The organism is Micromonospora echinospora, assembly GCF_014203425.1.
GTDB lineage: Bacteria > Actinomycetota > Actinomycetes > Mycobacteriales > Micromonosporaceae > Micromonospora > Micromonospora echinospora_A.
The window spans coordinates 2,141,930-2,157,005 of sequence record NZ_JACHJC010000001.1; the positions used below are offsets into that span (position 1 = coordinate 2,141,930).

12 protein-coding genes are annotated in these 15,076 nt (G+C 72.6%); 10 read left to right on the plus strand and 2 right to left on the minus strand.

The genetic code is table 11. The features are described from left to right. Positions 1-283: 283 nt before the first annotated feature. Complete coding sequence (locus FHU28_RS10220; RefSeq protein ID WP_221453162.1) at positions 284-1,432, minus strand: serine hydrolase domain-containing protein; 1,149 nt, start codon at positions 1,430-1,432, stop codon at positions 284-286. A 221-nt stretch (positions 1,433-1,653) separates the two neighbouring features. Here FHU28_RS10220 and FHU28_RS10225 point away from each other — a divergent pair, with 221 nt between their 5' ends. The 8 genes from FHU28_RS10225 to FHU28_RS10260 all read left to right on the plus strand — a co-directional run bounded on the left by FHU28_RS10225 (position 1,654) and on the right by FHU28_RS10260 (position 13,061). After that, positions 1,654-2,814, plus strand: a complete 1,161-nt coding sequence (locus FHU28_RS10225) for a sensor histidine kinase (protein ID WP_311773558.1) — start codon at positions 1,654-1,656, stop codon at positions 2,812-2,814. After that, positions 2,802-3,497, plus strand: a complete 696-nt coding sequence (locus FHU28_RS10230; protein ID WP_184683141.1) for a LuxR C-terminal-related transcriptional regulator — start codon at positions 2,802-2,804, stop codon at positions 3,495-3,497. The genes FHU28_RS10225 and FHU28_RS10230 overlap by 13 nt, the downstream gene beginning before the upstream one ends. 46 nt (positions 3,498-3,543) lie before the next feature. Further along, complete coding sequence (locus tag FHU28_RS10235) at positions 3,544-4,908, plus strand: glutamine synthetase family protein (RefSeq protein ID WP_184683143.1); 1,365 nt, start codon at positions 3,544-3,546, stop codon at positions 4,906-4,908. Between the two features lie 119 nt (positions 4,909-5,027). Next, the gene (locus FHU28_RS10240) at positions 5,028-6,383 is read left to right on the plus strand and encodes an aldehyde dehydrogenase family protein (RefSeq protein ID WP_184683145.1); all 1,356 of its coding nucleotides are present in this window, start codon (positions 5,028-5,030) and stop codon (positions 6,381-6,383) included. Positions 6,384-6,388: 5 nt separating this feature from the next. Beyond that, positions 6,389-7,156, plus strand: a complete 768-nt coding sequence (locus FHU28_RS10245) for a 3-oxoacyl-ACP reductase (RefSeq protein WP_184683147.1) — start codon at positions 6,389-6,391, stop codon at positions 7,154-7,156. Then, entirely contained in the window at positions 7,153-7,956 is an 804-nt protein-coding gene (locus FHU28_RS10250) for a gamma-glutamyl-gamma-aminobutyrate hydrolase family protein (RefSeq protein ID WP_311773559.1), read from the plus strand. Before FHU28_RS10245 ends, FHU28_RS10250 begins: the two co-directional genes overlap by 4 nt. A gap of 121 nt (positions 7,957-8,077) precedes the next feature. Further along, a complete protein-coding gene (locus FHU28_RS10255) occupies positions 8,078-11,746 on the plus strand; it encodes a SpoIIE family protein phosphatase (protein ID WP_184683149.1) in 3,669 nt (1,222 codons plus the stop codon). Between the two features lie 181 nt (positions 11,747-11,927). Beyond that, entirely contained in the window at positions 11,928-13,061 is a 1,134-nt protein-coding gene (locus FHU28_RS10260; protein ID WP_184683152.1) for an FUSC family protein, read from the plus strand. Positions 13,062-13,082: 21 nt separating this feature from the next. Here FHU28_RS10260 and FHU28_RS10265 read toward each other — a convergent pair whose 3' ends face one another. Beyond that, complete coding sequence (locus FHU28_RS10265) at positions 13,083-13,397, minus strand: STAS domain-containing protein (RefSeq protein WP_311773560.1); 315 nt, start codon at positions 13,395-13,397, stop codon at positions 13,083-13,085. A gap of 94 nt (positions 13,398-13,491) precedes the next feature. Here FHU28_RS10265 and map point away from each other — a divergent pair, with 94 nt between their 5' ends. Together map and FHU28_RS10275 are read left to right on the plus strand one after the other, a co-directional pair. After that, on the plus strand, positions 13,492-14,349 hold the full coding sequence (gene map, locus FHU28_RS10270; RefSeq protein WP_073830294.1) for a type I methionyl aminopeptidase: 858 nt from the start codon (positions 13,492-13,494) through the stop codon (positions 14,347-14,349). Continuing rightward, entirely contained in the window at positions 14,346-15,059 is a 714-nt protein-coding gene (locus FHU28_RS10275; protein WP_184683157.1) for a VIT1/CCC1 transporter family protein, read from the plus strand. Before map ends, FHU28_RS10275 begins: the two co-directional genes overlap by 4 nt. Positions 15,060-15,076 lie beyond the last annotated feature (17 nt).

Sequence of the window (15,076 nt, forward strand, 5' to 3'; positions counted from 1 at the left end):
CGGAGGATGCGGTCGTCGCCGGCCGTCGGGGTGCCGCGGCCGTCGCGGTTGCTGGTCGCGGCCCAGAGCGCGCCGCCGGGCGCCACCCGCGGCGATGCTCGACATCTGCACGATGTGGCCGGCGCCCTGGGAGCGTAGGTGCGGCAGCACGGCGCGGCCGTCCTCGACGGCCTACGCCCATGCCGCTCCGGCGGCTGAGCTGGGCACTCGCCTGCCGCCGAAACGGACCCGACCGGCGTGCTCGCCGGTCGGGCTCTCGTTCACAGCACGCGGCTTGGTCCGGTCACACCCGGCCGCACAGCGCGTTCTGGATCAGCGTGTCGGCGCCGCGTTGCTGCCCGAGCATGTGGTCCAGCGAGTCGCCGAGCGAGGCGGACATGGACACGACGGCGCTGCGCCGGCCGTCGTCGCTGACGCCGGTGACGGTGATGTAGCCGCCGTCGCCGCCGTCGTGGCCCCAGTAGACGCCACCGCAGGGCAGCGGGCGGCTGACCAGGCCGAGCCCGTAGCGGCCGCCCGGCCAGATCGCGCCGATGTCCTCGTTGATCCCGACCGTACGTCTCATCTCGGCCAGTTGTGCGGGGCGCAACAGCCGGCCGCCCAGCAGTGCCCGGAAGAACCGGTCGAGGTCCCGGGTGCTGGAGACGATGGAGTCCGGGTCGACCAGAACCTGCTCGGTGACGTCCATCAGCTCACCGGTCTCGAACAGTTGGTATGCCCGGGCGTGCGGCCGGGGCAGGGACGGCGAGGTCCCGGGCCAGGTGGTGTTGTGCAGGCCGAGCGGACTGACGATCCGGTCGGTGACCTCCTGTCGCAGCGACCGGCCGGTGGCCCGCTCGATGATCATGCCGGCCAGGACGAAGCCGGTGTTGGAGTAGTTCCAGCCCGCTCCGGGTGCGAAGTCCGGCCGGTGGTTCATCGCCCGCGCCACGAGTTGCTCGCGTGTGTAGACGTCGTACCGCTGCTGGAGGTATTCCTCGGGTGTGGTGTAGCCGGGCAGGTCGTCGTGGATGCCGCTGGTGTTCTGCAGGAGGTGACGCACGGTGATCCGGTGGCCGTCGTTGCCGTTGCCGCGGACCACGCCGGGTAGCCACCGTTCGACTGTGTCGTCGAGGGACAGCCGGTGCTCCTCGACCAGTTGTAGGAGGACGACGGCTTCGAACGCCTTGCGGGTACTTGCGATCCGGAAACGTCCGGTCGGTGGCACCGGGCGTCCGGTGGCACGGTCGGCGACGCCGCTGGTGGCGACCAGGTGCCGGCCGTCGGAGGTGGTCACCCGGGCTTGGACGCCGGTCACCCCGAGGGCGCGGATCGCGTCGGTGTCCCGTTGCAGCCGGCTGTCCGGGTGGCCCGGACGGGTCGCCGATCCTTCCGCGGGGCCGAGCCCGGTGACCGTGATCCCGAGGGCGACAAGTCCGGCCGTCGCACCCAACGCGACTCGTCGTAGCGAGGGGTTTCTGCTGTTCGATCTCATGCCGTCGACGCTAGGAGCGGCGTTGACGCGGGCCGATACCTCGTACCACCGGATTTCAGGTACAGCTGCCTGTAGTGCCCCGGGCGGCAGTCGCCGGGCAGACTTGGCGCCGGGCCGGGACACCGCCCCGCCGGTACGCGGAAAGGCATGCTGTGACGTCAGGACGACGGTGGGCGCAGGTGTGGCGTGCCGCGGTGTTCCTGCTGGCGGCACTGGCCACCGGAATCGCGACGTTGATCGCGCTGCCGCTGCTGTGCCATCCGAGGCTCGCCCGGAGGTGGGCGAACTGGCACCGGGGCCGAGCCGGCCGCCTGCTCGGGACGCCCTTGGCGGCGCGTCCCGCCCTGCGCGCGCCGGGCCGCCGGGCCTGGGCCGATCCGGCCACGCTCCGCGACCTGCTCTGGCTGCCGGTGAACGCCCTCACCGGGACGGTGTTCGGCCTGCTCACGCTGCTGTGCGTAGGCAACCTCGTGCCTGCCGCGGTCGCCACACCACTGTGGTGGGCGTTCGCGCCGGAAGAACGGCCCCGGCTGTTCATCGACATCCCGGTGACCGGCTGGACGTCGGCTCTCACCCTCGGCCCCCTGCAGATGCTCCTGCTCGCGGCGCTGGCGTACCTGGCCCTGCCGCCGATCGCCCGCGCGCACGCCCGGATCTGTCTGGCGGTGCTGTCGCACTCCACTGCCGAACAGCTCGCCGACCGCGTCGCCGTGTTGACCCGTACCCGGGCGGACGTGCTCGACGCGCACGGCGCGGAGCTGCGCCGGATCGAGCGCGACCTGCACGACGGCACCCAGGCCCGGCTGGTGGCCATCGCCGTGCGGCTGGCCGTGGCCCGACGGGTGCTGTACGACAACCCCCGCAACGAGCAGCTCCTGGAGGATCTTCTCCGGGACGCCCACGAAGGAACCGAGGAGGCGATGACCGAACTCCGTGAGGTGATCCGCACCGTCTACCCGCCGATTCTCGCCGACCGCGGCCTGACCGGTGCGTTGACCGCGGTGACGGCCCGCTGCGGCGTGCCGACCCGGCTGGACGTCGGCGACCTCGACACCGTGCCGGCGGCCGTGGAGGCCGTCGTCTACTTCGCCGTCGCCGAGGCGCTCACCAACGTCACCAAGCACAGCCGGGCGACCGCGGCCGGCATCACGGTGATCCGCAGGGCCGACCGGTTGTCGGTGGCGATCACCGACAACGGCGTCGGCGGCGCCGACGACCGGGGCGGCACCGGCCTGGCTGGAATCCGTCGCCGGGTGCTCGCGCTCGACGGGGCAGTCGACGTCGACAGCCCGGCCGGCGGGCCGACGACGATCACCATGGAGCTGCCGTGCAGGTCGTGATAGCCGAAGACAACGTGCTGCTGGCCACCGGGCTGAAACTGCTGCTCAACAGCGTCGGATTCGACACCGCCGCCATCGCGGGCGACGCGGCGGGCTTCCTCACCGCCGTGCGGGACCACCGACCGGACGTCGCCATTGTCGATGTCCGGTTGCCGCCGTCGTTCCGCGACGAGGGCATCCGGGCCGCCCTGACTGCCCGTCGACAGCATCCCGACCTGCCGGTCCTGGTGCTGTCGCAGTACGTCGAGCTGCAGTACGCCGCCGAACTCCTTGCCACCACAGGCGGCGGTGTCGGCTACCTCCTCAAGGATCGGGTCAGCCGGGTGGACGAGTTCGTCGACGCGCTGCGCCGGGTGGCCGCCGGTGGCACCGCCATGGACACCGAGGTCATCGCCCAACTCCTCGCCCGCCGCCGGGACCCCATCGCCGTCCTCACGCCCCGCGAACGCGAGGTTCTCGCGCTGATGGCCCAGGGACACGACAACACCACCATCGCCGACCGGCTCGTCATCACCGACAACGGCGTACACAAGCACATCGGCAACATCTTCACCAAGCTGGGCCTCGCCGTGACCGACAGCGGCCACCGCCGCGTCCTGGCCGTTCTCACCTACCTCAACGGGGCGGGCGGGCTTCCGCCCTCGACCGATCGCGTTTGCGACGGTGGCCGCAGGGGGCATTGACGGTGATCCGGTTCTGCCAGTAGACCTTGGTGATGGAGGCGCGTCGATGAGGAAAACTCCGCTCACGCTGGAACAGTTGCGCGTCGCGGTCGCCGACGGTGAGATCGACACGGTGGTGCTCGCCCTCACCGACATGCAGGGCCGATTGCAGGGCAAGCGGTTCCACGCGCCCTACTTCCTCGACCAGGTCGTCACGAACGGCAGCGAGGGCTGCAACTACCTGCTCGCCGTGGACGTCGACATGAACACGGTCGACGGGTACGCGATGTCGAGCTGGGAACGCGGCTACGGCGACTTCGCCATGCGCCCCGACCTGGACACGCTGCGGCGGATGCCCTGGCAGCCCGGCTCCGCGCTGCTGCTGGCCGACCTGGAGTGGCTGGACGGCTCCGGCCCGGTGGTCGCCTCACCCCGGCAGATCCTGCGCAAGCAGCTCGACCGGCTGGCCGCGCACGGGCTGACCGCGTACGCCGGCACCGAACTGGAGTTCGTGCTCTACCGCGACTCGTACGAGGAGGCGTGGCGGCGCGGCTACCGCGACCTGACCCCGGCCAACCAGTACAACGTGGACTACTCGCTGCTCGGCACCGCCCGGGTCGAGCCGCTGCTGCGCCGCATCCGCACCGATATGGCGGGCGCCGGGCTCACCCCGGAGAGCGCGAAGGGCGAGTGCAACCTCGGCCAGCACGAGATCGCCTTCCGGTACGACGAGGCGGTGCGCTGCGCCGACCACCACGTCATCTACAAGAACGGCGCGAAGGAGATCGCCGCCCAGGAGGGCATGGCGATCACGTTCATGGCGAAGCCGAACGAGCGGGAGGGCAACTCCTGCCACATCCACTTCTCGCTGCGCGACGCCTCCGGCTCGTCGGCGATGCTGGGGGACGGGCCGGCACACCTGAGCGTCACCGGGCAGCGGGTGCTGGCCGGGCTGCTCGCCACCATGCGCGAGTTCAGCCTGTTCTTCGCGCCGAACATCAACTCCTACAAGCGCTACCAGCCCGGCTCGTTCGCGCCGACCGCGTTGCGCTGGGGCACCGACAACCGCACGTGCGCGCTGCGGCTGGTCGGGCACGGGCAGGGGATGCGGGTGGAGAACCGGGTGCCGGGGGCCGACGTCAACCCGTACCTGGCGATCGCCGCGCTGGTGGCCGGGGCGGTGCACGGCATCGAGAACGAGCTGGAGCTGGCGGACGAGTGCACCGGCAACGCGTACGACGACCCGGACGCCGAGCGGGTGCCCACCACGCTGCGTGACGCGCTGGACCTGTGGCAGCGCTCCGAGGTGGCTCGGACGGCGTTCGGCGACGAGGTGGCAGACCACTACGCCAACCAGGCGAAGGTCGAGCTGACCGCCTTCGACGCCGCGGTGACGGACTGGGAGCTGACCCGTGGCTTCGAACGCCTCTGACCCGCCGCGCTCCCCGGCCCTCCTCCGCGATCTTGCACTTGCGGCCCCCGGTCGGGGTGTTGTGCGGCTTTTGCCGGGGCAGCAACTGCAAGATCGGCGGGGAGAAGGGAGGGGCGCGCGTGGGTGAGGTGATTTCGCCTGTTGACGGGAGCGGGATCGGGGTTGTTCCGGGGTGCTCCGTGAGGGACGTGGATGCGGCTGTCTCGCGGGCTTCCGCGGCGTTCGAGACGTGGCGGCGGGTGGCGCCGGGGGATCGGGGGCGGCTGCTGCGGCGGTTCGCCGCCCAGGTCGACGCGCATCTGGAGGAGCTGGCTCTGCTGGAGGTGCGCAACGCCGGGCACACCATCGGCAACGCGCGCTGGGAGGCGGGCAACGTCCGCGACGTGCTCGACTACTACGCGGGCGCGCCGGAACGGCTGACCGGGCACCAGATCCCGGTGCCCGGTGGGCTCGACGTCACGTTCCACGAGCCGCTGGGCGTGGTCGGCGTGATCGTGCCGTGGAACTTCCCGATGCCGATCGCCGGCTGGGGATTCGCCCCGGCGCTCGCCGCCGGCAACACGGTGGTGCTGAAGCCGGCCGAGCTGACCCCGCTGACCGCGCTGCGCCTGGCCGAGTTGGCCCGCGACGCCGGCCTGCCCGAGGGCGTGTTCACAGTGCTGCCCGGTCAGGGCAGCGTGGTCGGCGAGCGGTTCGTCACCCATCCGGCGGTCCGCAAGATCTGCTTCACCGGCTCGACCGAGGTCGGCACCCGGATCATGGCCGGCTGCGCCGTCCAGGTGAAGCGGGTGACGCTGGAGCTGGGCGGCAAGTCGGCCAACATCGTCTTCGCCGACGCCGACCTGGAGAAGGCCGCGGCCACCGCGCCGTACGCGGTCTTCGACAACGCCGGCCAGGACTGCTGCGCCCGCTCCCGGATCCTGGTCCAGCGCCAGGTGTACGACAGGTTCCTGGAACTGCTCGAACCGGCCGTACGGGCGGTGCGGGTGGAGGACCCGGCCCGGGACACGGCCGAGATGGGCCCGCTGATCTCCGCCGCGCACCGGGACCGGGTCGCCGGGTACGTCGACGGGGCGGACGTGGCCTTCACCGGCTCCTGCCCCGACGGCCCCGGCTTCTGGTACGCCCCGACGGTGCTGCTCGCCGGCTCCCCGGCGGACCGGCACTGGCGGGAGGAGGTCTTCGGCCCGGTCGTCTCGGTGCTGCCGTTCGACGACGAGGCGGACGCGATCCGGCTCGCCAACGACACCGAGTACGGCCTCTCCGGCTCGATCTGGACCCGGGACGTCGGGCGCGCGGTGCGGGTGGCCCGCGCTGTCGAGTCCGGCAACCTGAGCGTCAACTCGCACTCCTCGGTGCGCTACTGGACCCCGTTCGGCGGGATGAAGCGTTCCGGCCTGGGCCGGGAGCTGGGTCCGGACGCGCTGCACGCCTTCACCGACGTCAAGAACGTGTTCATCGGCACCGAGGAGTGATCACAGTGCAGGGACGGCTTTCCGACCGGGTGGCGGTGGTGACCGGCGCGGGCAGTGGCATCGGGCTGGCCACCGTACGGCGCTTCGCCGCCGAGGGCGCGCGGGTGGTGTGCGTGGACATCGACGCCGACGCCGGCACCAGGGCCGCGCTGGAGGTGGACGGGGACTTCGTGGCCGCCGACGTGGCCGACGAGACGGCCGTCCGCGACCTGTTCGACGGGGTGGTGCAGCGGCACGGCCGGGTGGACGTGTCGTTCCACAACGCCGGCATCTCGCCGCCGGACGACGACTCCATCCTGGAGACCGGCCTGGACGCCTGGGAACGGGTGCTGCGGGTCAACACCACGAGCGTCTACCTGTGCTGCAAGTACGTCATCCCGCACATGCGCCGGCAGGGCAAGGGCTCGATCATCAACACCGCCTCGTTCGTGGCGCTGATGGGCGCCGCGACGTCGCAGATCGCGTACACGGCGAGCAAGGGCGGGGTGCTGGCGATGACCCGGGAGCTGGGCGTGCAGTTCGCCCGCGAGGGCATCCGGGTCAACGCGCTGTGCCCCGGGCCGGTGGCCACGCCGCTGCTGCTGGAACTGTTCGCCAAGGACCCGGAGCGGGCCGCCCGGCGGCTGGTGCACGTGCCGATGGGCCGGTTCGGCGACCCGACCGAGATCGCCGCCGCGGTGGCGTTCCTGGCCAGCGACGACGCCTCGTTCATGACCGCCGCGCAGTTCGTCGTCGACGGCGGCATCACCGGCGCGTACGTGACACCCCTGTGAACGGGCGACGGCCGGTCATCGGCATCACCGCGTACGTCGAGCCGGCCGGCTGGGCGGTGTGGCGGGACGTGCCGGCGACGCTCGTGCCGCACGCGTACGTCCGGTCGGTCACCGCGGCGGGCGGCCGGGCCGTGGTGCTGCCCCCTGACGACGCCGACGCGGACGTGCTGGAGCTGCTGGACGGGCTGCTGCTGGCCGGCGGCGCTGACGTCGGCCCGGAGCGGTACGGCCAGCCGCCGGACCCGCGTACCGAGAGCCGGCCGGAGCGCGACGCCGGGGAGACGACGCTGCTGGCCGCCGCGCTCGCCGCCGACCTGCCGGTGCTGGGCGTGTGCCGGGGGATGCAACTGCTCGCCGTGGCGTACGGCGGCCTGCTGCACCAGCACCTGCCGGACGTGGTCGGGCACGACGGGCACCGGCCCGCGCCGGGCGTGTACGGGTCGCATCCGGTGCGCTTCGTCGCCGGCAGCCGGGCCGCCGAGGTGATGGCCGGGGTGGACCGGGTCAACTCGTACCACCATCAGGCGGTGGCCGACCCCGGCGGCCTGGCGGTCACCGGCTGGGCTGACGACGGGGTGATCGAGGCGGTGGAGGATCCGGCGCGGCGCTTCGTGCTCGGGGTGCAGTGGCATCCGGAGAACGAGCCGGATCCGCGGCCGGTGGCCGCGCTGGTCCGGGCCGCGATGTCGGCCAGATCACACACCCGCGTTTTCATAGGTGGGGAAAAGCCGGATCGGCCGGCCCCGTCGCCCCGGCGGGGCCGCCCGAGTCGCCCCGGCCCGTCTGTTACGCCAGGATGAGGCGGAGGTAACCAGCGTCGAACGATGTCGGTGCGTTACGTTGCTCGTCCGTCGGGGTAGTAGGCGGGGCAGTCGGCGGAGCACGCCGACCGTTGTGATCATGGCCGGAGCGGGAGGCTGCATGGGCTCGGCCCTGGGGGGCGGGGACGACGGTCGTTCGTCCCCGGCGGCCGGCGAGGCGTCACTACCGCCGCTGCTGTCCGCGGCGTTCGCCGCGGGCGGTGAGATGGGCGAGCGGCTGCACGGCTTCGACTGGTCCACGACCTCTCTCGGCAGCCCGCGGCGCTGGCCCGCCGCGCTCTCCCACGCGGTGAGCACCATGCTGTCGTCCCGCGCCCAGATCGTCATCTTCTGGGGCGAGGAACACCTCGCCTTCTACAACGACGCCTACCGGCCGACGATCGGCGAGAAGCACCCGGCCGTGATCGGCCAGTCCGCGCGGCGGTACTGGGCGGAGACCTGGGACGTGCTCGGCCCGCTTCTGGACGGGGTGCGCCGCACCGGCGTGGCCTACCGGGGTGAGAACCATCCCTTCGTGCTCAACCGGCACGGCTTCCTGGAGGACGTCTACTTCGACATCTCGTACGACCCGATCCGCAGCGCCGACGGCACCGTCGGCGGCGTGTTCTGCTTCGTCAACGAGACCACCGGCCGGGTGCTCGGCGAGCGCCGGCTGCGCGCCCTCGCCGAGCTGGGCAACGAGCTGGGTGACGTGCCGGACATGCTCGAACTGGGCCGGGCGGTCACCCGGGTGCTCGACGCCCACCGCGCCGACGTGCCGTTCAGCGCGCTGTGGTTCCAGGGTGAGGGCGGGTCGCTGGTGCCGGCCGGCTGTTCGGGTGTGGACCCGGCCACCGTCGCCGGCCCGCCGCCCGGACTGCCCGACGACGGGCCGCTCACCGAGCCGCGCTGGATCGCCACCGCCGAACTGCCCGGCGCGGTGCCGCCGGACGCCGCCGACCAGGCGCTCCTGCTGCCGCTGACCGCCACCAACGAGCCGGCCGGCGTGCTGCTGCTCGGCGTGTCCCGCCGGCTGCCGTTCACCGACGACTACCGCGACTTCGTCGACCTGGTCGCCGCGCAGGTCTCCCGGGCCGTGGGCAAGCAGCAGGCGTACGAGCAGGAACGCGCCCGCGCCGCCGAGCTGGCCGCGCTGGACCGCGCCAAGACCAACTTCTTCGCCAACGTCAGCCACGAGTTCCGCACCCCGCTGACGCTGGTCCTCGGACCGCTGGAGGAGATGCTCGCCGACCGGGACCTGCCGGATCGCTACACCGACCGGCTGACCGTCATGCACCGCAACGGGCTGCGCCTGCTCAAGCTGGTCAACACGGTGCTCGACTTCTCCCGGCTGGAGTCCGGCCGGCTGGCCGCCCGCTACCAGCCCACCGACCTGTCCGACTACACCTCCCGGCTGGCCAGCACGTTCCGCTCGGCCACCGAGCGGGCCGGCCTGGACCTGGTGGTGGACTGCCCGCCGCTGCCCGCTCCGGTCTACGTCGACCGGGACATGTGGGAGAAGATCGTCCTCAACCTGGTGTCGAACGCGCTCAAGTTCACCTTCGACGGCGAGATCCGGGTCCGGACGCGTGCCGCCGACCAGGCCGCCGTCCTGGAGGTGACCGACACCGGCGTCGGCATCGCGCCGGAGGAGCTGCCGCAGGTCTTCGAGCGGTTCCACCGGATCGCCGGCGCCCGCTCGCGTACCCACGAGGGCACCGGCATCGGCCTGGCCCTGGTCCGCGAGCTGGTCGAGATGCAGGGCGGCACGGTCACCGCGCACAGCGTCGTCGACCGGGGCACCACGTTCACCGTGACCATGCCGTTCGGGTACGCGCACCTGCCCGCCGACCGGGTGTCCGCCCTCTCGCCGGTGCCGCTGACCGAGCCGGAGCAGGCCCGCCTCTACGTCGCCGAGACGGCGCTCTGGACCGACGAGGTGGCCCGGCCCGTCGGGTTGCCCGAGCCGAACGGGACGCCGGGCGGCGCGGGCCGGATCCTGTTCGCCGACGACAACGCCGACCTGCGCGAGCACGTCGTCCGGCTGCTCTCCCCGGCGTACGAGGTGGTGGCCGTGCCGGACGGCGCGGAGGCGCTGCGGCTGGCCGTCGAGACCCCGTTCGACCTGGTGCTGACGGACGTGATGATGCCCCGGCTGGACGGCTTCGGTCTGGTCGCGGCGCTGCGGGCCAGACCGGCCACCCGGCACGTGCCGATCGTGCTGCTCTCCGCCCGGGCCGGCGCCGCCGAGGAGGTCGCCGGCCTGTCCGCGGGCGCCGACGACTACCTGACCAAGCCCTTCTCCAGCCAGGAACTGGTGGCCCGGGTCCGGGCCAACGTCGAGCTGGGACAGTTGCGCGGGCAGATCATCCGCCGGCTGCGGGCGCTCGCCGACGCCGCCGTGGAGATCAACACCGCCCGGTCCACCGCCGACGTGGTACGGGTGGCCGCCCGGCACGCGCTGCGCCTGGCCGAGGCCGGACGGGTCCGCGTCACGACCACCGGGGCCCGCCACGAGGAGGACGCCGGCGGCGACCTGCCCGCCGACCCGTCGGTGGTGCTGCCGCTGACCGGTACCTCCGGCGAGCAGCTCGGCGAGCTGTGGGTGTGGCGGCGCGAGGACGGCGGCGCCGAGCAGGCGGCGCTGACCGAACTGGCCCGGCTGGTCGGCGTACGGCTGGAGAACGCCCAGCTCTACGAGGCCGAGCACCACATCGCCACCACGCTCCAGCACAGCCTGCTGCCGCGTACGCTGCCGCAGCTGCCCGGCGCGGTGGTGGCCAGCCGCTACCTTCCCGGCAGCGCGGGCGTGGAGGTCGGCGGCGACTGGTACGACGTGGTGGCCACCGCCGACGACGACCTGGTGCTGGTCATCGGCGACGTGGTGGGCAAGGGCGTGCGGGCCGCCGCCGCGATGGGCCAGCTCCGCAACGCGCTGCGGGCGTACGTCCTGGAGGGCTACGACCCGGGCGAGGCGCTGACCCGGCTCAACCGGCTGGTCCACTCCGCCGGCAGCGGCTCCTTCGCCACCGTCGTCTGCCTCGGATTCTCCCCGCGCACCGGCCGCGTCCGGTACGCCAGCGCGGGTCATCCCTCGCCCCTGCTGATCCGAGGAGACGACGTGGCGTTCCTGCACGATCGCGCCCTCGGACCGCCGATCGGGGCGATCCCCGGCACCGTCTACCCGACCGCCGAAGGGGAACTGGCCCCCGGCGGGCGGCTGCTGCTCTACACCGACGGCCTGATCGAGGACCGGCTCGCGGGCATCGACGCCGGCCTGGCCCAGTTGCGGGCGGACGCGGCGGCGCGCGGCGGGCACGTGGCGGACCTGGTCGACGCCGTCGTCGAACGGGTCGCCGGGCGGTCCCGGCACGACGACGTGGCGGTGCTCGCGCTGGAGGCGGCCGAGTTGAACCGCTTCGTGCTGCGTCTGCCCGCCGACCCGACCCGGCTCAGCGTGCTGCGTAAGCGGCTGGAGGACTTCCTCGTCGCCCACCAGGTCGGCGAGACCGACCTGTTCGACCTGACGGTGGCGGTCTCCGAGGCGGCGGCGAACGCGATCGAGCACCCGGTCGACCCGGTCGACCCGACCATCGAGGTCGAGGTGACGATCGCCGACCGTACGGTCACCGCGACCGTCCGGGACACGGGGCGCTGGCGGGAGTCGAGCGGGTCGAGCTTCCGGGGACGCGGGCTGACGCTGATCCAGGCGCTGGGGGAGATGAACGTGACCCGTACCGAGGCGGGCACCGAGTTGACGCTGCGCCGCCGGCTGAGTGACCCGAACTGATCCGACAGCGCCGGGCCTGTTGCCGGGTTGAGCCGAGCAAATGGGGCAAAATCACTAGTATCGCCTCATGGGGCGTGAGCCGTTCCGTCCTTCCCGCGGCAGCGGGAACGACCCGGTAGGTGCGGCGTGGACGGCGATTCGCCGTACCGGCCGGGCCACTGCGCGGGATCGGCTGCAGCGGGTGCGGTTGAGCCTGCTCGTGGCGGTGCAGTGCGGGGTGGCCGCCGCAGTCGCGTGGTGGGTCGCGAAGGATCTGATCCACAACCCGCAACCGCTGTTCGCGCCCGCCGTCGCGGTCGGCACCATCGCCAGCTCGGTGAGCCAGCGCTTCCGCCGTACGCTGCTGCTGATCGCCGGCGTGGCGGTGGGCATCGCGCTGGGCGACCTGCTGGTCTCCTGGGTCGGGCAGGGATACGTACAGATCGGCGTCATCGTCGCCGTCGCGATCCTCGTCGCCGTCCTGCTCAGCGACGAGGGCGCGTTCGTCACCCAGGTCGGCGGCAGCGCGTTGGTGATCGCCGTGCTGTTCCCGGCCCGGACCGACATCGCGCTGCCCCGCTTCCTCGACGGCGTCGTCGGTGGGGTGGTCGGCATCCTGGTCGCGGTCGTGGTGCTGCCCCTGCACCCGATCTACCGGATCCGGCGGGCCGGCCGGCCCCTGCTCAGCCAGATGTCCGCCGGGCTGGACCGCCTCGCCGACGCGGCCCTGGCCCGGGACGCCGAGCTGGCCCGTCAGGTTCTCGACAGGCTGCGCCGGCTCGACACCTCGGAGGTGGAGACCGCCATGTCGGCCGCCGACGAGGTCGTCCGCATCTCGCCGTTGCGGTGGCACAACCAGAGTGCGCTGCAGGGATGGCGGCACGGCGCCATCCTCATGATCCGGTCCCTGCTGCACAGCCGCGACGTCGCGCTCAACCTCGAACGCGCGATCCGTGACGGCGAGCCCGTTCCGCCGTCGCTCGCCGAAGCCGCGCGTTGCCTGGCCGAGGCCGCGCGCACCGTCAGTACGGGCTGGTCCCCGTCCGCCAGCCGGCCCTCCCGTTCCCAGCGGGCCGCGATGTCGGCCCTCCGCCTGGCTCAGGAGGCGTTGCGCAGCGGCCTGCGCGTCAGCGGCATCAACGTGGCGAACGAACTCACCATCATCGCGGTGAACACGATCCGGGCGAGCGGGGTGCGTAAGCGCGACGCCGAGTCGCTTCGTCGTGAGCTCGCCCCGGACACCGCGGGGGAGTCGGGAGAGCGGCACCCCGCGTCGGATCGCGGGCAGCCGGAACCGGGGTCGGGCCTGCCGCCCGCGATGGGAGAGCCCTCCTAGCCGAAAGGGCGCCCGGGTCGGTCAGGCGGGGGCGAGCCAGTCCTGGTCGCCCAGGCCGGAGATGTCCAGCACGCGCCGGACCTGCGGGGACGGCAGCACGGTGAGCGCGTTCGGGAACCGCTGGGCGAGCCGGACCACCGCGTGGATGGCGGCCGAGTCGAAGAAGGTGACCGCCCGCAGGTCGAGCGTGAGCTGCTTGGCGGGCTCGCGGAGCGCGGTCTGGAACATCGTGTCGGCGGTCGCCATGTCGACCTCGCCGGTCACCTGGACGCGCAGTTGATCGCCGTCGACCTGCGCCGTCACGGAGAAGACGGGCGCCGCGCCCCCTTGATCCACGGAGCAACAATGGCACAGCGTTTGCGGCACGGCAACAACCTGCCGGGCAGGGCTGTGGCGGGGGGCACACCGGTCCCGGCGATAGGCTTGCGTCATGACCGTCCGTGCGCCGCTGACCCCCGGCACGCTCTCCCCGTGGCGAGCGGTCCCCGCCCACATCCCGCGCCCGGAGTACGTGGGTAAGAAGCGTCCGCAGGAGTGGCGCGGCTCGCACGTGCAGACGCCGGAGACTATCGAGAAGATGCGCGTGGCGGGGCGTCTCGCCGCCCAGGCCACCCAGCTCGCCGGTGAGCACTGCAAGCCCGGCGTGACCACCGACGAGATCGACAGGGTGGTGCACGAGTTCCTCTGCGACCACGGCGCGTACCCGTCGACGCTCGGCTACCGGGGCTTCCCGAAGTCGTGCTGCACCAGCCTCAACGAGGTGATCTGCCACGGCATCCCCGACACCACGGTGCTCCAGGACGGCGACATCATCAACGTCGACGTCACCGCCTTCCTGAACGGCGTGCACGGCGACACCGACGCGACGTTCTGCGTGGGCGAGGTGAGCGAGGAGGCCCGCCTGCTTGTCGAGCGGACCCACACGGCGATGATGCGGGGCATCAAGGCCATCGCGCCGGGCCGGCAGATCAACGTCATCGGCCGGGTGATCGAGTCGTACGCCAAGCGTTTCGGCTACGGCGTGGTCCGCGACTTCACCGGGCACGGCATCGGCGAGGCGTTCCACAGTGGCCTCTACGTGCCGCACTACGACAGCCCGCGCCCCACCGACGTGATGGAGCCCGGCATGACGTTCACCGTCGAGCCGATGATCACGCTCGGCACCTACCAGTACGACATGTGGGACGACGGCTGGACCGTGGTCACCAAGGACCGCAGGTGGACGGCGCAGTTCGAGCACACCATCGTCGTGACCGACGACGGCTACGAGATCCTGACGCTGCCGTGACCGACACCCCGGCGGCGCTGCGCGAGGCGCACCACGCGGACGTCTCCGGCGGCTGGCTGCGTCCGGCCGTCTTCGGCGCGATGGACGGACTGGTCACCAACATCGCGCTGATCGCCGGCGTGGGCGGTGGCGGGGTGTCCCCGCGCAGCGTGGTGCTCACCGGCACCGCCGGCCTGGTGGCCGGCGCCATCTCGATGGGCCTCGGCGAGTACACGAGCGTCCGGTCCGCGAACGAGCAGGTCGCGGCCGAGGTGGCCAAGGAGCGGCGCGAGCTGGAACGCCACCCGGAGGCCGAGGCCCGGGAGCTGGCCGACGCCTGGGTCGCCCGTGGGCTGCCCCGGGAGCTGGCGACGCAGGTCGCCGAGGCGGTACGCGCCAACCCCGAGGAGGCGCTGCGGGTGCACGTGCGGGAGGAGCTCGGCGTCGACCCCGACGACCAGCCCAGCCCGTGGGCCGCCGCGATCTCGTCGTTTGTCTGCTTCTCCATCGGCGCGCTGGTGCCGCTGCTGCCGTACCTGCTCGGTTTCACCAGCCTCTGGCTGGCGCTCGCCGTCGGCGGCGTCGGACTCTTCGTCGCCGGTGCGATCGTGGCCCGGTTCACCAACCGTGCCTGGTGGCGTGCCGGTCTGCGGCAGCTGCTGCTCGGCGCGCTGGCGGCTGGCGCCACCTACCTGATCGGCGCGCTGATCGGCGTCGGCGGCATCGGCTGAGGCTGAACCAGCCCGGC

Bases quoted from the DNA above. Each gene is read 5' to 3' on its own strand.
- FHU28_RS10235 (WP_184683143.1), top strand. From the start codon at position 3,544: ATGAGGAAAACTCCGCTCACGCTGGAACAGTTGCGCGTCGCGGTCGCC.
- FHU28_RS10255 (WP_184683149.1), top strand. From the start codon at position 8,078: ATGGGCTCGGCCCTGGGGGGCGGGGACGACGGTCGTTCGTCCCCGGCG.
- map (WP_073830294.1), top strand. From the start codon at position 13,492: ATGACCGTCCGTGCGCCGCTGACCCCCGGCACGCTCTCCCCGTGGCGA.